The following is a 23,166-nucleotide window of genomic DNA, read 5'->3' as shown; positions in this document are numbered from 1 at the left end:
AGATGACCACAGCGGAGCGCGCCGGACTCCGAGTGACGCTCGACATCTGGCACCCCAACTGCTGGACGCTCGAAGTGACCGAAGGCCGGGTCGCGGGACTGCTCGGCCACGGCGTCCACACCATCGACGGCATGGCGACCGGACGGTTCACGGCCTACGGCAACACGCTGGAGGAGGTGGACGACCTCGTCGAAGCGGTTCGGGACTCCGAGTTGACGGATTCGGTGTGGGAAACCGACCACCCGCACGCGACCGAGGACTCGGTCGCGTTCGGAAGCGCGAGTCGCGGCATCGTCGTCCACTACGATCTGCAAAACAGCATCAACGACGCGCTCGTCTCTCGCGGGTTCATCCCCGACGAACCCGTCCGAATGTACGGCGGACGCGAGTACTGGACCGTCATCGTAGAAGCAGAGCGGGACGAACTCCACGAGCGAATCGAGGACGTGTGCGAGGAGATGGACGCCGACGTCCGCGTTCGTCACGTCGCAACCGCCGAAACCGGGGCTGGCGTCCTCCGAACCGACGACCTCTCGGAACGACAGCGCGAGGCCTTCGAACTCGCCCGACGGCGAGGGTACTACCAGTGGCCTCGGAAGGTCACCGCGTCGGAACTCGCCGAAGAGATGGACGTGTCGAAGACCACGCTGCTCGAACACCTGCGGAAAGCCGAAGCGAAACTGCTGGGATAGCGGGTTAGTGGGCGGTTCTACTCCACCTGCGACGAGAGGACGCTAGTTTCGTTGCGATTGCAAGATCAAGCCACACGAATACCGCATCGTCTGCTCACGGCTCCGTCACCTTCTCGCGGGGCGTGCCGCTCGAATGGTCCGTGGAACGGCGTTCCGCGCTATTCGCTTGCGAGGTTGCAGAGCAACCTCGTCTACCGCACCACACGCCTCCCCAACCGATTCGCTCCGACGCTCACTTCGTTCACGTCGTCGCTCATCCACCGTCAGAGCTCTGCTCTGACGAGCCGTTCGCTCGCTCCGGAAGAGCAAGCTCTTCCGTGCTCCCGTTCGCACGCTCACGGGACCGAAGGTCCCGCTCGGCTCGCGAAGACCTCGCACGGATTTGCCGGGACGACGCGGCCAGCGAGGTTTCGAAGAAACCTCTGGGTGAGCGGTGTAATCGCGAACCAGCAGTTCGGCCACGTTGTCCCGTCAGCGCGCGCCACTCGGTTGGACGGGCCGGGCGATACTGCTGATCTTTCATCGTCGCTGAAATCGCAAAACCAGAACAGTCGTTTCGTCACACGCACGAACCCCCTCGTCCCCGTTACTGAACGCCGGTCGCGTTCTTCAGGAGTCGCCAGCCGTCGTCCTCGGGTTCGAGGACGTCGCGTCGGACCATCTCGTCGAGGACTTCGCTCAGACGGTCGGGTTGGGCGATTTCCATCTGGATTCGCTCCACGTCGTGGTACTCGTTGAGGTAGTGGCGGATGTCGTCCTTCGTGAACACGTCCTCGTCGGCGCGGTCGAGCGCGCCGCTGGTGATGTCGATCATGTCCTCGATGAAGTTCCACGGGTAGACGATCCACGCCCACTCTTCGAGGCGCTCGCCGATGTAATCGGGGTCGAACTCGCTGGTCTGGAGGAGTTGGAGGGTCGCGGTCCGGATTTCGCCCGCGTCGCGCTCGCTGACGTACTCGGCGGCGTGTTTGATCGACCCGCCGGTGTCGGCGATGTCGTCGATGATGAGCACGTCCTTGCCCTCGACGCTTCCCTCCGGCATCGGGTAGCGGACTTCGGGTTCGTTGGACTTCTGGGCCGCGCCGACGTAGTGTTCCATCTTCAGGCTCGTCAGGTCGTCCAAGCCGAGGAAGTCACAGATACACCGCCCCGCGAACCAGCCACCGCGCGCGAGGGCGACGATGACGTCTGGCTCGAACTCGGACTCTTTCACCTGTTCGCTCACGTCACGGCAGAGACTGTAGATGTAATCCCAGTTGGTGATGGTACATTTGAAATCGTCCGGGATATCGCTCATTCTATCCGAAACTCGCGCGCCGTGGCACTTAACGGTTTACAGGTGCGCGCAGGATCGGACGGCCGAAGACGGGAATTATACTTTCGTTACCACCATGAACTATATTACGATTCACGACTTAATATTCTTGAATCGAGCAGTGAAAATACACGGATGGTCTCCCGACGACCACCTCCAGAACCCCTACCCATGACACACACACAAGAGTTCGAACACCTCCTCGATTGCAAAAACGTTCTCGGCGTCGATTACGACGAGGACACCGACACGCTCACCGTCTTCGTCTCGCAGAAACTCCCGGACACGGAACTCGCGGACGAGGACAACGTGAAAAAGCGCGTCTCCGGCGTCACGCTCCACGTCGAGGACGCGGGGTACGGCGACGAACGCGATGGCTTCGACGCGCTCGCGTTCCTCCAACCCATTCCCGAGGCGGAGGGCGACCGCAAGGACCGCCATCGACCCGTCGTCGGCGGCATCAGCGAAATCAACGCGAAATCGACGGCCGCGACCGCCGGGCCGTACCCCGCCCGCGTGACCGACACCTCGAAGGCGAACTGGGGTGATTCGGTCTCCGAGGGCGACCTCGTGCGCCTCTCGAACAACCACGTCTACGCCCGAGTCAACGAGGCCGACTTCGGCGAACCCGTCATCCAGCCGTCACCGATGGACGGCGGGAGCATGCCGGACGACAAGACCGGCGAACTACGCGGCTACGTCACCGTCGAGGACGGTGCGCTGGTGGACGTGGCGGCGCGCTCGGTCACCCCCGAGCAGGAATCCACGGAATACCACAAACTGGACGACTCGTGGCCGACGAGCATCCGGCGCGACGAGTACCGCTCGCTCAAAGGCCAGACCGTAACGAAATCGGGACGAACCACCGGCGTCACGAGCGGCGACGTGAAGGCCACCGGCGCGACCGTCCGCGTGAACTACGGCGACGCGGGAGCCATCAAACTCCGCGACCAGTGCATCGCGGGACCGATGTCGAAGGGCGGCGACAGCGGGTCACCCGTCTTCCTCGACTCGTCCGGCGAACTCGTCGGCCTGCTGTTTGCCGGGTCCGAACGACAGACCATCTTCTGTAAGATCGGCTCCGTCGAATCCGAACTCGGCGTCGAACTGCTGACCGAAGAACCCGGGAGCGGTGGCAGTGGTGGAGATGGTGGCAGCGGTGATGGCGATGGCGGAAGCGGTGGAGACGGGGGTCGCGGCGGAAGCGGCGGTCGTGGTGGCTCCGGCGGTGGAAGCGGCGGATCACCGACCTACCACAAGACGTTCGACACGACGGTTTCCGTTTCGACCGACGGGGCAGAACTGTCGCTCGAATCCTTCTCCGTCACCGGTCCGGCCGACTCGGACGACCGCGTGAATGCCGTCGCGACGGTGTCCGGCACCGCCACCGGAACCGGGTGGCTCGCCGCCCAAGGCAACCGCACCACCTTCGAACTCACCGCCGAACACGCACGCGACGACAGCTTCGTCCGGGACGTTTCCGTTACCCTCGACGTGCCCGATTCGTCGCCGGAGTCGTTCGACGTGGACGTCTCCGGCGGGTACGTCGTCAACTCGTCGTAACGTTCAGACGGCGGTTTCTATTCCGCGTTTTTGGTGGCGAACGACTACACTAACTCGGCGTCAACGACGTCGAGTTGTTGGAGCATGGTGAGGTTGTCCGGATGGAGCCATCGCTCGACGATTTCGCCGTCTTCGATGCGGGTGAAGACCGTCTGCTGGACCTCGATTTCCCGTCCGGTCGGTTCGAGTGCACCCATCGGTCCCTCGTGGGTTCCGCGGGCCGTGAGTCGCATGGCGACCGTGTCACCCTCCGCGACGATATCTTCGACTTTCTGGGTGATATCCGGGAACGCGGCCACGAATCCCTCGTAGGATTCACGAATCGCCGTCCTCCCTCGCAGGTCACCGAACGGATTGTGCTCGATTGCGTCCTCGGCGTACAGTTCGTCCAACAAATCGAAGTTTCCCTCGGCGAACACCTCTTCCGGAATGCGTCGGGCGATTCGTTCGTTCGTTTCGGGTGTTTCGTTCGTCATCTCGATTCCTCCGTACGTTCGTGATTCAGGTACATCGCAACCACACCGGCAGTAGTTCACGAAACGGCCTGCGTTCGCGGGTCAACATGTTGTCGTGTTTATTAGCCTCGCCGACCGACGTCCGGGTATGCCGAAGGTGGAGTTACGGATAGATGGCGCGGCCGTGGACGACTGGCTGGCCGACCTGTCGACCGAGTTTCCGGACGACGAGTTCCGACTGCTGGCGACGCAGTCGAGGGAGGAGCACCCGCTCGCGCTCCTCGAAGCACGGACGAAAGAGGGCGAGCGGTTCGTCCGGCGGTTCGAAGCCACGCCGGAGGTGCTCTCGTCCGACGTCGTCTATCACGACGACAGGCTGGTGTTAGTCCAGTTCACGACCGTCGTAACCGAACTGTACGACGCGCTTCGCGGGTCGGACAACGTCTCGCTCTATCCGACCGTCCTCCGAAACGGCCGATTTTCGGTTACCCTGACCGCGTCACACGAACGGTTGTCGAACTACGCCGACGAGTTGGGAAAGGCGGGGATTCCGTATCAGGTCTCGTCGCTGACTCAGTCCTACGACTCCGGTGAACTGCTCACCGAGCGGCAGTGGGAGTTCGTCACCGGAGCGGTCCAGCGGGGGTACTACGACACGCCGCGGGGGTGTACGCTCACGGAGTTGGCCGAGGAGTTCGAGGTTCACAAATCGGCGGCGAGCAGGCTACTTCACCGGGCCGAAGGGCGGATCATGAGGGAGTTCGTCGAATTGGCAACCAAAAAGTAGCAGTGAGTCGAGTTCTCGGTCGTTCAAACTCCCTCGGGAACGGCGTCGAGTTCTTTGAGCAGTCCGAGGGCATCGAAATTCCCCCACAGCTCGGTGATTCGCCCGTTTTCGAGGCGCATATCGATCATTCCCGTCACCTCTATCTCGTTACCAGTTGGGGCGACTCCCATGAACTCGCCTTCCTGCGTACCGCGCAACGTCCATCGATACATCACGGTATCGCCTTGCGTAATGATGTTCTCGATGGTTTCGTGATAGTCCGGGAACGCAGTCCGGTTCATCTCGATAAATTCCTTGTACTTCTCCCGTCCTCGAACCTCCCCCATGTCCGGGTCGTGGCGAACGAAATCTTCAGCGAGATACTCATCGGCCACCTCGAGGTTCCCATTGTTGAACGCTTGCTCCACGAACTCCCGAACGATTTCCGTGTTTGCAGTGGTTTGTGCCATCTCATCCCTCCCCGCTGGCTAGCTACTGCATGTATGGCGATGAATGTTTCTGAAACTGAATATTCAGGTCAATGAAGATTGGTGCCGAAAACGGTAGTCGATGCGGCGGAGGCTCCTTCATGTGCTCGTTTTGTTTATACAAGCCGACTACCGTCGCTGACAACTTCGTAACCCGTTCGTGGAGAACCGCTGCTTTCGACCACACCTTTATGGCTGAATACGCTGTAATACTATGTATACATGCCATCCGTCAGTGCACGACTCCCGGACGACGAAGCCGACCAGTTGGACGAAGTGGCCGAGTTGCTCGGAGAAGACCGTAGTACGACCATCCGAAAAGCACTCGGTGAGGGACTCTCGGAGCTTCGGATCAGAACGGCGGTCGAACGATACCAGTCCGGCGATATCTCGGTCAACGAAGCCGCCAGAATCGCAGGCGTCAGTCTCGGTGAATGGCTCGAAATCGCCCGCGAACGAAACCTCACCTCGCAATTGTCGCCCGATGACCTCGAACGGGATGCGGATTCGGCCCGCAGTCTATGACTTCGACGCCACTCCTTCTCGATGCGACGACGCTCATCGCGCTCGGGACCGTCGGCGAACTCGATTTGGTGACGCACTTCGACGGGATTCCCGTCGTGCTCCCGACGGTTCGAGGCGAAATCACGACCGAACCCGAACGGACGAACGTCGACCGACTCGTCTCGAATGAGGGCGTCGAAACCGATGTTTGGCTTCCGATGACGACCGATCCATCAACTGACGAGTTCGACTCACCGGCACGAGAGATTCTCGGCGAACAGGAGCGGAACGGCGATGTCGACATCGTTGCCAGCGTGTTGGCACGAACGGACGTTGACCTCCCGATAGGGGTCGTTTCCGACGACCAACGAGTCAGAACCGTCTCTCGCGGTCTCGGCGCAACCGTCACGGGAACCATCGGCGTCATCGTCCGAGCAGTGGATGCGGAACTTTCCGCAGAGGTGGGCAAAGAAATCGTTCGAGACGTAGACGGTCACGGGCTCCACATGACCGGCGAACTTCGGGAAAAAGCGTTCGACCTGATAGACGACGCGGCGACCGACTAGTCCGCTTTCGCCTGCCAGCTTCGCAATCTATCTTCGCTGACACCGTTGACTTGGTCGGCGACCGTCTCGACTTCGGCGTCCTTCAGGTCGTCGATGGTGTCGATACCGGCCTCGGCGAGCTTTTCGGCGGTCTTCGCGCCGATGCCGTCGATGATTTCCAGTCCACTCTTCTGTTCGCGCTGTTTGAACTCCTCGTAGTTGCAGATGGGACAGCCGAGTTCCCACGGTTCGTCCCCGTTGTGCACGACGAGTTCCGGCAGGTCGTGTTCGTCACATCGCTCGTCGGTCACTTCGATGTCACCCCGGCGCGGGAGCGGCAGCGAGTAATCACAGTCGGGGTAACGCGTACAGCCGACGAGTCGGGAACCTGTCTGAAGCTTCTTGATGGCGAGTTCGCCGCCGTGCTCTTCACCGCAGTCGGGACAGTCGCCGATGATTCGATCCTCGGCCTCCTCGGCCTCCTCGGCCTTGCAGAGCGGACAGCCGTGGACGAAGGTGCCACGTCCGGCGAGGATCTTCACTTCCCGCAGGCCGTGTTCCTCACAGCGGTCTTCCAGGATGAGCGGTTTACCCTTGTTCGGGAGCGGCAGCGTGTACGTGCAGTCCGGATAGCCGTCACAGCCGACGAAGTACGAGCCGCGCCTGCTCTGGCGCACGAGGAGGTCCTCGCCGCACTCGGGACACGGTCCGAGCGTCTTGTCCTCCTTCAACGACTGCTGAAGCTGTTCGCCGATCTCCTCGCGTGACTCCTCCAACTCGTCGAACACCGTGGCGAGGAGTTCCCGCGAGGAGTCGGCCACGTCGTCCAAGTCGGCCTCGCCCTCGGCGATGGCGGTCATGTCCTCCTCCAGTTCGCGGGTCATCGTCTCGCTGACGACGAGGTCGGCGTAGTCCTCGGCGGCCGTCACGACCGCCTGCGCGAGGCGAGTCGGGCGCGGCGGGTCGCTCTCCAGATAGCCGCGGTCGTACAGTTTCTGGATGGTGTTGTGACGGGTCGATTTCGTCCCGATTCCCATCTTCTCCATCTTCTCGATGAGTCTGGACTGGCCGTACCGGCGCGGCGGTTGGGTCTCCTTGTCCTCGATGCGCGTGTCGGTGACGGCCAACTCCTCGCCCTCCTCGACGTTGGGCACGTAGTTCTCGCTGGTGTTGAAGTACGGGTAGACAGCGTGATAGCCCTCTTCGAGCAGGCGCTTGCCGTTGGCCTTGAGGGTCAGGTCGTCCACCATGGAGACCACCTTGAGGTGTTCCCACTTCGCCGACTCCGCGACGGTGGCGAAGAAGCGGCGAACGACGAGTTCGTACACGTCCCACTCGTCGTCGCTCAACTCGCCCTTGGTCGGGATGTCCTCGGTCGGGTGAATCGGCGGGTGGTCGGTCGTCTCCTCGTCACCTTCCGTCGGTTCGATGTCCTCCTGTTCGAGGAGGCTCTCGGCATCCTCTCCGAAGGTGTAATCTCCGGCAAAGGTGTCGAGCAGTTCCTCGGGGTCCAAATCGTCCGGGTAGACCGTGTTGTCCGTCCGGGGGTACGTCATGTACCCGGCGGTGTAGAGGTCTTCGGCGATGCTCATCGCCCGCTGGGCGGAGTAGCCGAGACTGCCCGCCGCCCGGATGAACTGGGTCGTGTTGAACGGCGTGGGTGGCGTGTCGGTACGGGTGCGCCGCGAGACGCTATCGACGGTGGCCTCCGTGGCCTTTCGAATCGTCTCGTAGGCTTTTTCGGCCGTCTCCTCGTCCCAGACGCGCTCGGCTTCGTTGCCGTCCTCGTCGCGGTAGAAGTACTGGGACTCGAACTCCTCGTCGTCCTTTCGGAGGTCGGCAAACATCTCCCAGTACTCCTCGGGGTCGAACGCCTGTATCTCGCGTTCGCGGTCCACGATGAGTTTCAGCGTCGGACTCTGCACGCGGCCGACGCTGATGAAGTCGTTGCCGAGTTGCCGGGACGAAAGCGAGAGGAAGCGCGTCAGCGCGGCACCCCAGATGAGGTCGATTATCTGGCGTGCTTCACCCGCCGCCGCGAGGTCGAAGTCGAGTTCGTCCGGATTCTCGAAGGCCGAGGTGACTTCGTTCTGCGTAATCGAAGAGAATCGGACACGGTTGATGGGCGCATCCTCGTTCACGTCGCGGACGAGTTCCCAGGCTTCCTTCCCGATGAGTTCACCCTCGCGGTCGTAGTCGGTCGCGATCGTCACTTGGGTCGCATCGCGCGCCAGCAAGCGGAGCGTGCGGACGATGTTCTCCTTCGTCGGCTGTTTCTCGACGTTCGCGTCGATGAGTTCGACGGGTTCCACGTCGCGCCAATCGTTGTACTCCGGGGGGAAATCCACCCCGACGACGTGGCCCGACAGCCCGATGCATCGCTTGCCGCCCCACTTGTACACGTTGACGCCGTTTTGCCGGTCGGTCTCCGCACTCTCGCCGGAGAGGATGTCGGCGATTCGACGTGCGGCGTTGTCCTTCTCGGTAATGATGAGTTCCACTCACGCACCACCCCTGTTCGCGTCGGTCATCGCCCGTCGCTACGGGTATGGCGCTGGTAAACGTTTCGCCAGCGAAAAGAACGGATCCGGATCTCCGATTATCCGCAGTGATAATGGAAGAAACGGCTATGTGCACCCTCCCAGTACAGGAACGTATTCTGATATGTTCGGTTCTCTCTCTTTCTCGGGCGGTGTCGTTCTCACCGGCACTGCCCTCGGCGGCGGTGTCGGAGTCGTACTCGCACGTCACGCGTGGTCGAATCGTGACGTTCCCGGCGCGGTGTCGTTCGCCTCGCTCATGCTCGCCGTCGCCGGATGGTGCGTCTTTTCGCTGTTCGTCCTGACGAGTTCCTCGCTCGTTTCCGCTCGTCGCTGGACGGCGCTCATAGGAATCTGTGTCACCGCGATTCCCATCCTCTGGCTGACCTTCGCGCTCGAATACACCGGCCGGGAGGATTGGGTCACGAGAACGACGCTCCCGCTCATCTGGGCGGAGCCGGTCTGCTACACCGTCTTCGCGCTCGTGAATCCCGCCCACGGGTTTGCAAACGAAACCGCGCGGCTGACGACGAGCGACAGCCTCACCGCCTTGTCGGTCGTGCATACCGGGTCGTTTTACTTCCATCTCGTCTACCTGTTCGTCGTCCTCGTCACCGGGTTCGGTTTTCTCACATCCTTCGTGGTGCAGGCCGACCGACTCTACCGGAAACAGACGGTCGCGATCATTCTCGCGGGATTGGTCCCCTTTTTCGGCATCTCGGTCTTCTCCTTCGTCGATTTGAACGTCGCCTTCGGGTTGACGCCCGTCTTCTTCGCCGCCAGCGGCATCCTGGACAGCCTCGCGCTGTTCCGCTACAACTTCCTCGACGTCGCGCCGCTCGCCTCGGAAGTCGTCCTCTCCGAGATGGACGACCCGGTGATCGTCGTCACCGACGGACGAATCGTCGAGTACAACTCGGCGGCGGAACCGCTGTTTCAGGTCGACAGCATCGTCGGGAGCCAACTCGAAACAGCCGTTCCCGGCCTGCTCGATGCCGTATCGTGCGGACATTCGTTCACCCCTGCCGTCCGAACAGACGGTAGTATGGGGGAGACGCCCGTCTACGACCCCCGTTCGACACCGATCCGTGACCACCACGACGCCCATCGTGGGGACATCTTCGTCCTTCGAGAGATAACCGAACAGAAACGACGGGAGGAGACGCTTCGTGCGCTTCAGTCCGCGACGCGTCGATTCATGGACGTGGAACGGCCGGAAGCGATCGCCAATGTCGCCGTGCAAACCGCCGACGAAGTGTTGGACCACCCCTACTCGGCCATCCTCTTTCCGGACGATGACGAAACGATCCTTCGGTCGGTTGCGATGACGTCCCTCCTGGAACGCGGTCTCGACGAGGAGTTGGCGTTTTCGCGTGACATCGAATCGATATGGTTGGTGTTCGAATCGGGAACGCCCGTCGTTTACGAATCCTTCGACCTTCTACCGAGTTCCAAATACGGGTATCTCCCGGTCGGTTGTCTGTTGTTGCTCCCGCTTGGCGAACACGGCGTTCTGGGGGTCGGCAGTGACACGAGAAAACGGACGTTCACGGAGAACGAGCGCCGCTTCGCACGGGTTTTGGCGAGCACGACGGAAACAGCGCTCGACCGCGCACGTCGGGAGCGGGAACTACGGGAGAGCCAGGCGATGGTCGAGGAACGAACCGAACAAATCGAGTTCTTCAACGGCGTTCTCCGCCACGACATCCTGAACGGAATCACGGTCGTGAACGGCAACCTCGAACTCCTCGAACCCCACGTCAAAGCGTCCGGAACGTCGTATTTCGACACGGTTCGGAAGTGGAGCGAGGACATCGGCGCGTTGACCGAAAAGGTGCGGTCGGTCAGCCAGACCGTCACCGATTCCGAATCGGTGTCGCTGGAAACCGTTTCCCTCCCGGCAGCCGTGACGAGGCGGGTCACGAAAGTCAAGGACACGTATCCGAACGTGAGCGTCGAGACCGACATCGAGGACGGACTGACCGTGGCGGGCAACGAACTGCTCGGTGAGGTCGTGGAGAACGTGCTGTTGAATGCCATCGAGCATCACGACGGCCGATCACCCTCCCTCACGGTTCGAGCGCGGCGTTCCGAAGGTTCGGTTCGAGTCGAAATCGAGGACGACGGACCTGGAATTTCGGACGGGATGAAAACACAGGTGTTCGACCGCAACGTCACGTCCGAGGCGACTGGCTCCATCGGGTTCGGTCTCTACTTCGTTTCCGTCATGATGGATCAGTACGGCGGTGCGGTGTGGTTCGAAGACGCGGAACCGCGTGGGACGGTTGCCGTCCTTACGTTCCCGCAGCACGACCGACCGGGAGAGACATATATCAAAAAGCACAACAGTGAATAAATACTACCTAAAAAACCAAAGATATATGAGTAATTGATTGATTATCTCTATCAATACCGACCCCGAACATGACGACAGCAGGTACTATCGGCGTGCTACTAGTGGACGACGAACCGGAGGTGACGGTCCTCTACGAGAAGTGGCTCTCGGACCACCGAACGTACGTCGCACACGACGGAACGGAAGCACTCTCGATACTCGACGAACGGGCGACGGAGATAGACGTCGTACTCCTCGACCGAAAGATGCCGTCGTTGAGCGGCCCCGAGGTTCTCGAACGAATCCGAATCGATGGGTACGACTGCCGTGTCGCCATGATCACCGCGGTCGCGCCGAGTTACGACATCATCGACATGAAATTCGACGAGTACGTAACGAAACCTGTCGATAGGAGCTCACTCCAGGGGACGGTCGAGTCGCTATACAACCGTGCGGAGTACGCGGAGACGCTGACACACTACTACTCGTTGGTTTCGACCCACGCGAACCTACTGGCCGAATACTCCCCCGACGAACTACAGGAAAACGACGAGTTCGTCTCCCTCGAAGCCGAAATCGACGACGTTCGTCGCACGCTCGATTCCTCGCTCGAAGTCAACGATCACCGGGAATTTCAGCATACCCTCCGCGAAATTCAGTGACGAGGGGATAGGGAACCGGCAGAGAGGGGGCGGAACACGTCCGTTTAAGCGCGGTTCGCTCGTTGTACTCGGACGGAAATGGCTGGACGAAGAGCGGATCGTGTCGATATGACGACGGGAGCCATCTCGCCGAAGTTGGTGACGCTGGCGTGGCCGCTGGTCGTCGGCAACCTCCTGCAGACGTTCTACAACCTCGCGGACATGTTTTGGGTCGGACGCGTCGGCACTAACGCCGTCGCCGCCGTTTCGCTCATGTTCCCGACCTCGTGGTTGTTCGTCTCGTTGGCGATGGGACTCACGGCGTCGTCGGTCGCGCTCGTCTCACAGCACGTCGGCGCGGGTGACGACCGCGCGGCGGACAACGTCGTCGCACAGACGACCCTCATGACCGTCGTTATCGGGGTCGTCCTCGCGGCGTTCGGCTTCGCGTTCCGTCGTCAACTCCTCACGCTCGTCGGGGCGAAAGGACCCGTCTACGTGCAAGCACTCGGGTACATCGAAGTGCTGTTCTTCTCCATTCCGTTCACGTTCCTCTTCTTCGTCTTCCGGGCGGTGCTTCGCGGCGCGGGTGACACCCGCACTGCGATGTGGCTGATGGTGCTCTCGGCCGGGATGAACGTCGTCCTCGACCCGATACTCATCCTCGGATACGGCCCGTTCGGTCCGATGGGAACGCAGGGCGCGGCGGTCGCCACGCTCATCTCTCGCGTGTTCGCGGCCGCCGTCGGCGTCTACGTCCTCCTGCGCGGCGATTGGGGAATTCAGCTTCGACTGGAGGACCTCCGTCCGGACTGGCCGGTGTTGAAACGACTCGCCACGCTCGGCTATCCCGCAACCATCGACGGTGCGGCGCGGAGTTTCGCCTCGGTGGCGATGGTCGCGTTGGTCGCCCGGTTCGGCGCGGTCCCGACGGCGGCGTACGGTGTCGGCATCAGGATGATGTCCGTCTCGTGGACGGTGTCGGGCGCGGTCGGACAGGCCGCCGCGACCGGCGTCGGGCAGAACCTCGGAGCGAAGACGCCCGACCGCGCTTCGGAGGTGACGTGGAAAGCGACCGTCGGAACGATGCTGGTACTGTTCGGTGCGGGCGGGTTGATGATGGCCTTCCCGGGCGTCGCCATGCGGGTGTTCACGGACGACCCCGCCGTCGTTCGCGTCGGTGCCCACTTCCTCCGAGTCATCGGACCGTTCCTCTCCTTCTTCGGCGGTCTGATGGTGATCCAAGGTGGCTTCCGCGGCGCGGGCAGTACCGGGGTTGCGATGGCCCTGTCGTTCCTCTCGCGGTGGATACTCCGCATTCCGATGGCCGTCCTGCTGGCGTACGGGTGGACGTACCAACTCGGGCCGCTCACGCTCTCGGGCATGGCGTGGGGCGTCAACGGTCTCTGGTGGTCGTGGTCGTTGTCGGCGGTCGGGGCGTTCGTCGTCGGCGTGCTCTGGTTCAGCCTCGGCCACTGGCGACAGGGCGTGCTGGACGAGGAGAAAGTGCCCTCGACCGCGGACTGACGGTGAATCGGAATACAGCTTGAAAAACAGCCCGCAGCCTCAATACCGCCTCCCTCACCGATGTGGGGCGGTTTTTCGGTTCAACTGTTCACGGGCGACCCAGATGACGCCGAGACCGAGACAGAGAACGACGACGAGGCTCGCGAGGAGGAGCAGGCTCCCACCCATCGACGTGGTGTAGGGGAGCAGTGTCGTGGAAATCGTTTCGATCATCCACCCGAGCGGGGACGTTTCGCCTGATCCTTCGTAAACGAGGTACGTCAAAAATACGTTGAAAACGAGCGATCCGCCCGCGGAGTAGACGACGAACCTCCGCAGGTCCATTTCGGCGAGTCCGGCGGGAATCGAGATGGCCGCGCGTACGAACGGAAGCATTCGGCCCCAGAAGACCGAGCTCCGACCCCATTGCTGAAACCAGCCCTGACTTCGTTCCAAATCCGACTCGGAGACGTGAAGGATGTGTCCGTACCGATGAAGCGCCTCCTTCCCGTTTTTACCGAACACGTAATAGCCGAGGAGGCTCCCTACCGTCGCTCCAGCGGTCGTGACGACGACGAAGAACGCGAACGATAGCGGGTCGTGGACGAGTTGTACCGCCGCAAACGGGACGACGATTTCGCTCGGCGCGAAATGGAGAATGAACGCCGTTTCGAGTGCCAGATAGAGGAAGACAGCCAGGTAGCCGTATTTGGTGACGAACGAAAGTGTGGTACTGGCTAACCAGTCGAACATTCAAGATAGCGTTCACTGTTCTCCACCATCAATTTTTTCATGCAGGAGACCATCAATATAATTGATAGATAACTATACTCTTCTGGAGAGCTGATGTGTTTTCCATAGACATCCGTTCACCGTCGGTTCGCCTCCAGCATCGTCACGGCAGCCCCACCGGCGATGACCGGAAGCAGATAGGTTCCCGCTCGGAAGACGAGAAGCGCCGCCGTGATCACCGGAAGCGGAACGTTCGTCAGGCTCACGAGTAACAGGATGTACGCGGCATCGATACCGCCAAAGCCGCCGGGGAGCGGCGTCACACTCGCCGTCATCGCCAATGGGACGATGAACAGCGGTGCTTCGACCGGAATCGCGTAGCCGAGCGAGTAGAGCGAGAGCCAAAGGCAAACCGCCAGAAAGAACCAGCCCACCGCCGAGAAGAACAGTCCGACGGCGAGTCGATGCGGTGTCCGTGCGATCTGCTCCAAATTCGAGAGAAACAGCGTCACCCGTCGTTCGAGTTCTTGCTCCGGAACGTCGACGTTCAGCGGCGTTTTCCGGCTGAGGAACGCTCCCAACCGAGACAACCCACTCACGAGCGATGCCGCGAGCGTCTCCCTCGACCGCCACGCGAACACCGCGACCACGGCGACCACGAGGGCGACGACCAGGAACAACACCAGTGCGAGTTTGAGCCGTGGATTGAGCGTCGCTCGAACGGTAAAGTACGCGAACCCGAGCATCGCAAAACCGATGGAGGGGAGGAAATTGATCGTATCGACGCTCACGACGGCTGACAGCCCCGTTTCGTACTCCGCATCCGTCGCCCGCGAGACGAACAACGCGGCGAGGGGTTCCGCCCCGGCCTGTGCGAACGGGGTGATGCTGTTGGCGAAGACGATGCTCAGATAGATCAGCATCGTCCGAGGACGTGACTGTGGATACTCCAGCAGCGACAGGACGACGTGCAACGCCGAACTCCACGCGACCTGCCAGCAGGCCACGGCAACGACGATGGCGAAGATAGCGCTCGGCCTCGCGGCCTTGAAGGCGGCCACGACCGACGAGGCACCCACGAGCGAGACGATGACGACGATCACGACGAGCGACGCGAGAAGGCCGAGAACCACCGACCGAACGTTCAACTGCGCGCCTCTTGCATCCATCTCCCCATCTCCCTGTTCCACCCGTTCGTTTCGAATCCGACCCGATTCATCCACACACCGGTGAACGACCCGTACCGGTAAGAATGGTATCACGATTTGGGGAACATGTTCAGTCCCGTGCACCAATCCGGGACACCACGTCCACCGGAATCCGCTTTCCACCCTCGTAGACGACGAGGGTCACGAACAGCACCCCCACGCCGGTCACGACCAGCGCTCCCTGGGGGGAGAGCCCGAGGGAGGTTACGAAAAACCGAGGATCGTCCCAAATCCACGTGACGAGCGAATAAGCGGCCACGGGAACGCTCATCGCGCTCGTGATGAACAACAACCCGAGGACGGTCCCGACGATACCGACGACACGGAGCAACGCCGCTTTCGCGGCGAGTGGATTCGCGCGAATCCACTCGCGGTGGGTCCAAACGACGACGAGTACGACGACCGACGCCACGACCCCCACCAGAACCACGGGAAAGTGACTCCGCACGTACTGCACGTCCAGCGTCAGAACTGCAACGAGTGCCGCGAGCGCTCGATGAACGGGGGTCCCTGCTTGCGTTCCGGCGTACGCCAGGTACGTCAGCGCAGCCACGAACACGGCGGTTCCAGAGGCCGTGTAGAGCACGAATCGGCGAACGTCCATCTCCGCGATTCCCGCAGGAATACTGATGAGCGCCCGGAGAACGGGAAGAAATCGACAGAAAAAGACGGTTCCCTCACCCCACCGATGGAAGACACGCCGCCCGCGTTCGAGATCCGCCGGAGTCAGATGGAGATACGTCCCGTATCGTTCCAGCACGTACTCGCCACCACGCCCGAACACGTAGTAGACGAAAACGCTTCCCGCAGTTCCGCCGGCCGTCGCCACGGCGACGAACACGACGAAGCCGACCGGTCCGTGAACCAACAGCGCGGCCGCAAACGGCAGGACGACCTCGCTCGGCACGAAATGCAACAGCAGCCCCGATTCGAGGAACATGTAGATGAACACCGCGAGCAGGCCGTACTGCTGGATGAACGAGTTCGTGGTTCCCACGGGATCAGCCATAGCACACCCACGACTGGAACGGGATTAGTGTCCATGGCCGTCACACCCCACGCCAAAATCATCCGTAGATTTAAGTCCAAAAACGCGACCAAACGGCGGTATGCCCTAACCGACTGCCGCGATTGGGTCGAGGCTGGTGTGTGGCACGCCCCTCGCGGTCGATTCTGCCGCCTGTTCGTCCCTATTCGTCCAGTCGCTCGCGGAGCATGCCGTTCACGCTTCCGGGGTCGGCACTGCCGCCGGTCTTCTGCATGACCTGCCCGACGAGGAAGTTGATAGCGCCGCCTTCGCCTGCGTGGTAGTCCTCCACTGTGTCAGGGTTCTCCTCGATTGCTTCTTCGACGGCTTGCTCGACTTCGCCCGAGTCGGCCTTGCCGAGACCCTCGCGGTCGATGACGGTCTCCGGGTCGTCGCCCTCGTCCAGCATCTCGCGGAGAACCGTCTCTTCCGCGTTCTTGGCCGTAATCTCGTCCTCTGCCACGAGACGGATGAGGTCCTTGAACTCGCCGAGTCGTTCCTCGACATCCGTGATTTCCATGTCGCGGTAGTTGAGTTCGCCGAGGAGACTGTCGGCGACCCACGCCGCCGCGAGGTCGGGGTCGAACTCCTCCGCAACGTCCTCGTAGAAGTCCGCGACCTGCTTGCTCGACGTTAGCTTGCTGGCGGCCTCCTTGTTCAGGCCGTACTCCTCGCGGAACCGTTCGCGGCGAGCGTCGGGGAGTTCCGGGATTTCGAGCTTCTGCTTCCAGTCGCTGACCTGCAACGGCGGCAAGTCCTCCTCGCGGAAGTAGCGGTAATCTTTCTCGGCTTCCTTGGAACGCATCGAGACGGTCGAGCCGTGCGTCTCGTTGAAGTGGCGAGTCTCCTGTTCGATCGCCTTCCCGCGCCGGATGAGGTTCCTCTGACGGCTCTCCTCGTACGCGAGTGCGCTTTCCGCGCCCTTGTGGCTGGAGATGTTCTTGACCTCGGTTCGGTTGGCGTCCGCGAGCACCTCGTCGGAGATCGATCCGTCGTCGTTCACGTCCTCGGTCGGGATGATGGAGAGGTTCGCGTCGATACGCAGGCTGCCGTCTCGGGTGGAGTCGAACGCGCCGAGGTATTCGAGCACTTCCTCCAGTTTTTCGAGGAACGAGACGACTTCGCCGGGTTCGCGGAAATCGGGTTCCGTGACGATTTCCATCAACGGCGTCCCGGCACGGTTGTAGTTGACGAGCGTGTAGTCGGCGCGGTCGATGCCGACGGTACGGGTTTCGATGTCCCCGGTTCCATCACGAACGTGACGGAGGCTCCCGGGGTCCTCTTCGAGGTGGGCGCGGTGAATGCCGACGGCTCGGGTGTCGCCCTCGAAGCTGAACTCCAGCGTGCCGTCCTGACAGATCGGCGCGTCGTACTGGGTGATCTGGAATCCCTTCGGGAGGTCGGGGTAGAAGTAGTTCTTCCGGTGGAAGGTCGTCTCTTCGGGGATATCGGCGTCGATGGCCTTGCCGACCTTGACGGCGTATTCGACGGCCGCCTCGTTCAATACCGGGAGCGCTCCCGGCAGTCCGAGACAGACCGGGCACGTGTAGGTGTTCGGTTCGGCGTCGTCTTGATCGGTCGAACACCCGCAGAAGATCTTCGTGTCCGTCTCCAGTTGGACGTGGATTTCGAGGCCGATGACGGCCACGAGTTCGCCCTCTTGGACAGCCTGAGCAGTCATTGCTCACTGGTTGGTCGGGTGAGTGTTAAAATCCTGCGGGACGTGCCGAGCCACGACGATTTCCCGTCTTTGACGGGGTTCGGGAGTTCCGTTGTCGAGCGAGTGATCGGCACGCTTGCAGGCAAGGTACCGGTGATAATCCCCTCTCTAAGTGGGTCGAGGTCGAATCCGTCGGTAAGATGGAACCGACCGAACTGAATGCCGTGCTCGAAGAGGCAGGTCTCTCCCCATATCAGGCGGATGCGTACGTCACGCTGCTCGAACTCGGATCGGCGTCGGCGAGCGAAATCGCGTCAATGAGCGGAGTGCCACAACCGCGAATCTACGACGTGCTTCGGACGCTGGACGACGAGGGCTACGTTACCGTCTACGAGCGCGACCGACTATACGCCCAAGCAACCCACCCGTCAGAAGCCCTGTCAGGGCTCAAGACGGCAATCGAGCGGTACGAATTCGCCATCGACGAAATCGAGACGCGATACCAAGCACCCGAAGTGCGGGAAGGTGACGTGAGTCTCGTCCAGCGATTTCGAACGGTGTTGGACCACGCTCGTGAATCGATCGGGATGGCGAACGAGCACATCCAACTGGCGGTTACCGCCGATCAGTTCACCACGCTCCAACCGCTGTTGCGGGATGCCCACGAACGCGGCGTGTACGTTCAACTCTCGCTCCACCTCCCGCCCGACGACGAACTCCCGTTCGACCGTTCGGAGTTCGAGGGAGTGTGTACCGAAGTCCGCCGACGTGACCTCGCCGGACCGTTCCTCCTGTTGGTCGACCGCCAGCGCGCCTGCTACGCGACGAACAGCTCACGGGAGTACGGCGTGCTCGTGGACGACTACACGACGACGTACGTGTTCCACTGGTACTACCTGACGCGACTCTGGGAGGTGTACGAGACGATATACGACGGACGCAACGAACGGCCTCCGTACTCGTTCGTGGAGATAACGGACTGTATTCGCGGGATAGAGCCCCTTCTGGACGATGGAGCCGAGATATTCGGACGCGTCGAAGGGGAGTTGGTGAGAACGGGGCGAGATCGCACGCTCTCGGGGCAGTTCGTTGACGTGGAATATACCGGTACCAGAACGGGAGGGACGCCCGCTTCGCTCATAGAACTGGCCGCGGAAGCGACGATTCACTTCCAAACGGAGGAGAAACGATACACGATCGGCGGACGGGGAGCCGAGAGGGAGGACATCGCCGCGAAACGGTTTACCGTCGAACGAATCGACGGCCCCTGATCGTCGTCTTCCAACCGGAAGTATGGAGGCTCCAAGGCGGATTCACGCTTTTCGGTGGGTGGTGCAGTTGGTACGGTGGGTGACAATCCAGCGTGAGTGAATCACCGCACTCGGAGCGTAGCATTCCGCCCCGAAAAACGGAGGTCAATGCCACGCACTTCGAGTTTCTACCAGACGGTCCGGGCTCGCCGACTTTCGGACAGTATATCCAGAAAGAATGATAAATACGATACCAGATTCGAACCAATAGCCGGGTGGAATTATTTAGAGTCAACAGATACTTCCTTGCCTAAACATTGAACAGCGTCCAGATGCACGCAATCAGCGAAGTTCGATCTCACTCCGACAAGAACGTACCCGAGAACGGCGCAAAACTGGAATCCGTTGTGAACGACCGTATACTGCGTCATTCATGACTGCAATCGAGGAGTTCCGGCGCGAATCCGATCCGTTCATATTCGCACTTTCACTCGTTCCCCTGATCGGAATCATCGTTAGCATCGTCGCGTGGCCAGATGCCGCTGCGTCAAAACTGGCGACTGCGAATACGTTTATCATCTCCAATCTCGGATGGTTCTACCTTTTAGTCGTGTTCCTCTCGTTCGTCTTCATACTGTACATCCTGTTCAGCCCGTGGGGACGTATCAAACTCGGCGGACCGGACACCGAACCCGATTTCTCGTTCTGGCAGTACCTCGTATTGACGTTTACTGCTGGTCTCTCGTCGGGTGGCCTGGAATTTTGGGGGCCGGTCGAACCGCTCGTCCACTACAACACTCGGCCGCCGTACTTCAGTTCCCATGTCGGTACGTGGGCGCGGATGGTCGACGCACTCCAGTATGCCATCTTCCACTATGGCATGTCCGCGTGGGCCACCTACCTCGTATTCGCCGTCTCCATCTCGTACTTCGTCTATCGGAAGGATACGTCGTTCCGACCCGCTATCATTCTCGCCCCGTTCGTCGGTGCCGATAACGTAGGCGGCTGGGTCGCTAAACTGGTTGACGCGATGGTCGTCATCATCACCATCAGCGGCATCACCGTCTCCTTCGGCCTCGGCATCAGCCAGTTCACGGCTGGCCTCGGATACAAGTGGGGCATCCATCTCGGCGACACTGGCCGTATCGGGCTTATCCTGCTGGTCGGTGCCTTGTTCTTACTCTCCGTCGTTACCGGAATTGAGAAGGGTATCCGTCGATTCGCCGACCTCAACATCGTGTTGCTACTCGGACTGATGGCCGTCACGTTCGTGTTTAGCCAGCCCGCATCGCTGGTCAACCTCGGTACGGAAGCGCTCTCCGGGTACGTGACCGACTTCGTCGGCATGAGCCTCTACTATAGCCCGAAGGCCACCGACTGGCTCGGCTCTTGGACGCTGTTCTTCTGGCCGTGGTGGCTCACGTTCGCACCGATGGTCGGTATCTTCATGGCGCGTATCTCCCAAGGGCGGACGCTCCGCCAACTCGTCTTCGCGGGGCTCTTCGGTTCGTTTGGGCTTACCGTCCCCTGGTACGTCGCTACCGGCGGCTCCGCGCTCCTGCTACAGACCTCGGGTGCCACAGACCTACTCGGCATCTACTCGAAATCGGGCCTCGAAGCTGTCGGATTCGCACTGTTTGAACAACTCTTCCCGTACCCCGGCGTGTTCTCGGCCATTTTACTGGCACTCGTCATCAGCTTCCTTATCACCACTTTGGACTCCTCTACGCTCAGCATCGCCATGGTCATCGTGAAAGGCGACGAATCGCCGTCCTCACTCAACCGCGTCATCTGGGGATTGATGATGGTGCTTCTCACCGTCTCACTGAGCCTCGCTGGCGGTATGCCCGTTCTCCAGTCGTTTACCATCCTCGTCGGGTTGCCGACTGCTATCCTCTGTGCTGTCACTATGGTCGGCATGCTTCTCGAATTCGAACGAGAATTCCCCATCCTTACCGAGGACGACATCGACGATACCGATGACATCGAAACCGCACCGATGCAGTCGACGGTTCAGCAACGCGCAAGGCAAGCCCCCGACTCCGACGACTGAATCGGTATCGTTCCATCGCTGGCACATTGTGATCGTCTAGCCGGTACACTCGAAGTTTTCCAGTTCGGCCGCGAGAGCGGCCGAATCGTACTGAAAGGGCAGGAAGTTGGAGGGACGGGAAGTTGGGAGAACGGGAAGTCACCATACCTCCTATCTCGACGATCAGGATACCTCCGTCATCAGCGGAAGGAGATGTCACGTCGATGTTTCCCGTTCGTGGGAGAGGTGGGAAACCGTCGGAAGGATTCCGGTGAAGACCGCCACGAGGAGGGCGAGAATCAGGGCCGGAACCAACGCGGTCCGTAACGTCGTCGCGTCGGCGATGACGCCGATGATGACCGGTCCGATGGCGAACCCGCCGTAACCGGTCGTCGAAACGGCGGCAATCGCCGGTTCGGCCGGTGCCTCGGGGTCGTAATTCCCCGCCATGCTCATCGCGACGGGCATGAGACCGGCGAGGCCGAAACCGAGCAACGCCAAGCCGACCAGCGAAACGATCGTTTGGGCGACGAGCGTCAACGCGAGACCGAGGGCGGCGACGATGGCAGTGGTTCGAATGAACCGCTGTGAGCCGAGTCGCACGACGATGTAGTCGGAGAGGAATCGACCGAGCATCATCGTGAGGGAGAACGCGCCGAATCCCAGTGCGGCAACGGTTGCAGTGGTACCCACGCTGCTCTTGAGGAACACGGCGCTCCAATCGTTTCCGACGCCCTCGATAAAGAGCGCACAGAACCCGATGGCGCAAAACCCGGCGAGCTTTCGAGATGGGAGGGAGAAAGAGGGTTCTGCGCCGGAGTCGCCGTTCTTCGGGAGGAGCCAGGCACTCGCGGCGAGTCCACCGGCGAGCAAGGCGAGGCCGACGATCAGGAAGTGCGTTCGAACCGAGAGTCCGAGCGTCGTTGCGACTGCGCCGATACCCGCACCGACCAACCCGCCGCCGCTGAACAGCGCGTGAAAACTGCCCATTATCTGTCCCGAGTAACCGTGTTCGATACGCATCCCTTGGGCGTTCGCGGCGACGTCGGTCAACCCCTTTCCGACCCCGAAAACGACGAGCGTGGTGACGAGGACGTCGAGTCTGTTGGCGAGCGTAATCGAGAGGAGCGACAGGCAGTACACGGGGAGTCCGATCCGGATTATCCGTCTGCCGCCGTGATGAGAGACGAGCCATCCGCCCGCGACCAATCCGACGATGCTCCCACACGCCAATCCGAGGAGTGCGAGTCCGATGTCGCCTGACGATGCTCCGATCTTGGATCGAACCGCTGGAATCCGAACCGCCCACGTCGCAAAAACGATACCCAGCACACCGAACACGATGGAATCGGCGATGCGGGCACGGCGAGGTGTCTCCGAGATGTCGCTTGGAAGGCCCATCGAATGGGGATTGATGACCCGTGGCTATAAGACTTGTCAGGTATTATAACAATACCTGTTGTAAATCGCGCGCTTGGATCCAGACGAGAATATTTTCCGGCTTCTCTCCCTTTCTGACACTTATTCCACATATTCGGCAGTGAACGGGACGGTAAATGATAGTCAACCGCGACGAATAACGACCGGATTTCTTACATTTGTCTGACGCACATTTATAGTGAAACCATCACGCATACGTTATTATGACTAGCCAGCGCGACCGGATCGGTTCGCTCGAATCGCGGATGGAGGAACTGGAAGCGACGATTCGCGGCCTGACGGAGGAACTCGTGGACGCAAACCAGCGTATCCGCGAACTGGAGCAGGCACGGGAAGCGGAGGAGGAGGAGGAATCGTCGCAGGCCGAAGAGGCTAAATCAGACGAGTCTAAGGACGAAACAGACAACGAGGAGTCCTCCGGATCCGAATCCGGTGACGATATCATCGTCGCGTAGGAGCTCCCCCCC

General features: G+C 61.0%; 20 protein-coding genes. 11 read left to right on the top strand and 9 right to left on the bottom strand.

What is annotated here, in order from left to right; genetic code table 11:
* Positions 1-2: 2 nt before the first annotated feature.
* On the top strand, positions 3-692 hold the full coding sequence (locus tag NKF25_RS10805) for a helix-turn-helix domain-containing protein (protein ID WP_066144319.1): 690 nt from the start codon (positions 3-5) through the stop codon (positions 690-692).
* Positions 693-1,278: 586 nt separating this feature from the next.
* On the opposite strand, the gene NKF25_RS10800 is transcribed toward NKF25_RS10805, so the two are convergent.
* Complete coding sequence (locus NKF25_RS10800) at positions 1,279-1,989, bottom strand: phosphoribosyltransferase (protein WP_253226682.1); 711 nt, start codon at positions 1,987-1,989, stop codon at positions 1,279-1,281.
* Between the two features lie 189 nt (positions 1,990-2,178).
* On the opposite strand from NKF25_RS10800, the gene NKF25_RS10795 reads away from it, so the two are divergent.
* Entirely contained in the window at positions 2,179-3,570 is a 1,392-nt protein-coding gene (locus NKF25_RS10795) for a S1 family peptidase (protein WP_253226681.1), read from the top strand.
* 44 nt (positions 3,571-3,614) lie between these two features.
* Here the strand turns inward: NKF25_RS10795 and NKF25_RS10790 are convergent, their stop codons facing one another.
* Entirely contained in the window at positions 3,615-4,046 is a 432-nt protein-coding gene (locus tag NKF25_RS10790) for an ester cyclase (RefSeq protein WP_253226680.1), read from the bottom strand.
* Positions 4,047-4,173: 127 nt separating this feature from the next.
* Here NKF25_RS10790 and NKF25_RS10785 point away from each other — a divergent pair, with 127 nt between their 5' ends.
* The gene (locus NKF25_RS10785) at positions 4,174-4,812 is read left to right on the top strand and encodes a helix-turn-helix domain-containing protein (protein ID WP_253226679.1); all 639 of its coding nucleotides are present in this window, start codon (positions 4,174-4,176) and stop codon (positions 4,810-4,812) included.
* A gap of 23 nt (positions 4,813-4,835) precedes the next feature.
* On the opposite strand, the gene NKF25_RS10780 is transcribed toward NKF25_RS10785, so the two are convergent.
* Positions 4,836-5,261, bottom strand: a complete 426-nt coding sequence (locus NKF25_RS10780) for an ester cyclase (protein ID WP_253226678.1) — start codon at positions 5,259-5,261, stop codon at positions 4,836-4,838.
* Positions 5,262-5,501: 240 nt separating this feature from the next.
* Between NKF25_RS10780 and NKF25_RS10775 the strand changes: the two genes are divergently transcribed.
* Both NKF25_RS10775 and NKF25_RS10770 read left to right on the top strand, forming a co-directional pair.
* On the top strand, positions 5,502-5,804 hold the full coding sequence (locus NKF25_RS10775) for a UPF0175 family protein (RefSeq protein WP_253226677.1): 303 nt from the start codon (positions 5,502-5,504) through the stop codon (positions 5,802-5,804).
* Positions 5,801-6,349: a hypothetical protein gene (locus NKF25_RS10770; RefSeq protein WP_253226676.1), complete on the top strand. Its 549-nt coding sequence runs from the start codon at positions 5,801-5,803 to the stop codon at positions 6,347-6,349. Before NKF25_RS10775 ends, NKF25_RS10770 begins: the two co-directional genes overlap by 4 nt.
* Here NKF25_RS10770 and NKF25_RS10765 read toward each other — a convergent pair.
* The gene (locus NKF25_RS10765; protein WP_253226675.1) at positions 6,346-8,829 is read right to left on the bottom strand and encodes a DNA topoisomerase I; all 2,484 of its coding nucleotides are present in this window, start codon (positions 8,827-8,829) and stop codon (positions 6,346-6,348) included. The genes NKF25_RS10770 and NKF25_RS10765 overlap by 4 nt on opposite strands.
* A 163-nt stretch (positions 8,830-8,992) precedes the next feature.
* Here NKF25_RS10765 and NKF25_RS10760 point away from each other — a divergent pair, with 163 nt between their 5' ends.
* The 3 genes from NKF25_RS10760 to NKF25_RS10750 all read left to right on the top strand — a co-directional run bounded on the left by NKF25_RS10760 (position 8,993) and on the right by NKF25_RS10750 (position 13,371).
* Positions 8,993-11,224 carry a histidine kinase N-terminal 7TM domain-containing protein gene (locus tag NKF25_RS10760; protein WP_253226674.1) on the top strand — a complete coding sequence of 744 codons (2,232 nt, stop codon included), beginning with the start codon at positions 8,993-8,995 and terminating at the stop codon, positions 11,222-11,224.
* Between the two features lie 68 nt (positions 11,225-11,292).
* Positions 11,293-11,865, top strand: coding sequence for a HalX domain-containing protein (locus tag NKF25_RS10755; protein ID WP_253226673.1), 573 nt, complete (start codon positions 11,293-11,295; stop codon positions 11,863-11,865).
* Positions 11,866-11,943: 78 nt separating this feature from the next.
* Positions 11,944-13,371, top strand: a complete 1,428-nt coding sequence (locus NKF25_RS10750) for an MATE family efflux transporter (RefSeq protein WP_253226672.1) — start codon at positions 11,944-11,946, stop codon at positions 13,369-13,371.
* 54 nt (positions 13,372-13,425) lie between these two features.
* On the opposite strand, the gene NKF25_RS10745 is transcribed toward NKF25_RS10750, so the two are convergent.
* The 4 genes from NKF25_RS10745 to gatB form a co-directional block, all read right to left on the bottom strand.
* On the bottom strand, positions 13,426-14,103 hold the full coding sequence (locus NKF25_RS10745) for a DedA family protein (RefSeq protein WP_253226671.1): 678 nt from the start codon (positions 14,101-14,103) through the stop codon (positions 13,426-13,428).
* A 116-nt stretch (positions 14,104-14,219) separates the two neighbouring features.
* Entirely contained in the window at positions 14,220-15,305 is a 1,086-nt protein-coding gene (locus NKF25_RS10740; protein ID WP_253226670.1) for a flippase-like domain-containing protein, read from the bottom strand.
* Positions 15,306-15,360: 55 nt separating this feature from the next.
* Positions 15,361-16,299, bottom strand: a complete 939-nt coding sequence (locus NKF25_RS10735) for a DedA family protein (RefSeq protein ID WP_253226669.1) — start codon at positions 16,297-16,299, stop codon at positions 15,361-15,363.
* Positions 16,300-16,480: 181 nt separating this feature from the next.
* The gene (gene gatB, locus NKF25_RS10730; RefSeq protein ID WP_253226668.1) at positions 16,481-17,998 is read right to left on the bottom strand and encodes an Asp-tRNA(Asn)/Glu-tRNA(Gln) amidotransferase subunit GatB; all 1,518 of its coding nucleotides are present in this window, start codon (positions 17,996-17,998) and stop codon (positions 16,481-16,483) included.
* Between the two features lie 179 nt (positions 17,999-18,177).
* On the opposite strand from gatB, the gene NKF25_RS10725 reads away from it, so the two are divergent.
* A complete protein-coding gene (locus NKF25_RS10725; RefSeq protein ID WP_253226667.1) occupies positions 18,178-19,248 on the top strand; it encodes a TrmB family transcriptional regulator in 1,071 nt (356 codons plus the stop codon).
* 412 nt (positions 19,249-19,660) lie between these two features.
* On the top strand, positions 19,661-21,280 hold the full coding sequence (locus tag NKF25_RS10720) for a BCCT family transporter (RefSeq protein ID WP_253226666.1): 1,620 nt from the start codon (positions 19,661-19,663) through the stop codon (positions 21,278-21,280).
* 195 nt (positions 21,281-21,475) lie between these two features.
* Here NKF25_RS10720 and NKF25_RS10715 read toward each other — a convergent pair whose 3' ends face one another.
* On the bottom strand, positions 21,476-22,660 hold the full coding sequence (locus NKF25_RS10715) for an MFS transporter (RefSeq protein WP_253226665.1): 1,185 nt from the start codon (positions 22,658-22,660) through the stop codon (positions 21,476-21,478).
* 242 nt (positions 22,661-22,902) lie between these two features.
* Here NKF25_RS10715 and NKF25_RS10710 point away from each other — a divergent pair, with 242 nt between their 5' ends.
* Positions 22,903-23,154 carry a hypothetical protein gene (locus NKF25_RS10710; RefSeq protein WP_253226664.1) on the top strand — a complete coding sequence of 84 codons (252 nt, stop codon included), beginning with the start codon at positions 22,903-22,905 and terminating at the stop codon, positions 23,152-23,154.
* Positions 23,155-23,166: the final 12 nt, after the last annotated feature.

The organism is Haladaptatus sp. AB643 (assembly GCF_024136975.1).
In the GTDB taxonomy this organism is placed as follows: Archaea; Halobacteriota; Halobacteria; order Halobacteriales; family Haladaptataceae; genus Haladaptatus.
This window is presented reverse-complemented; position numbering and strand designations above follow the sequence as displayed.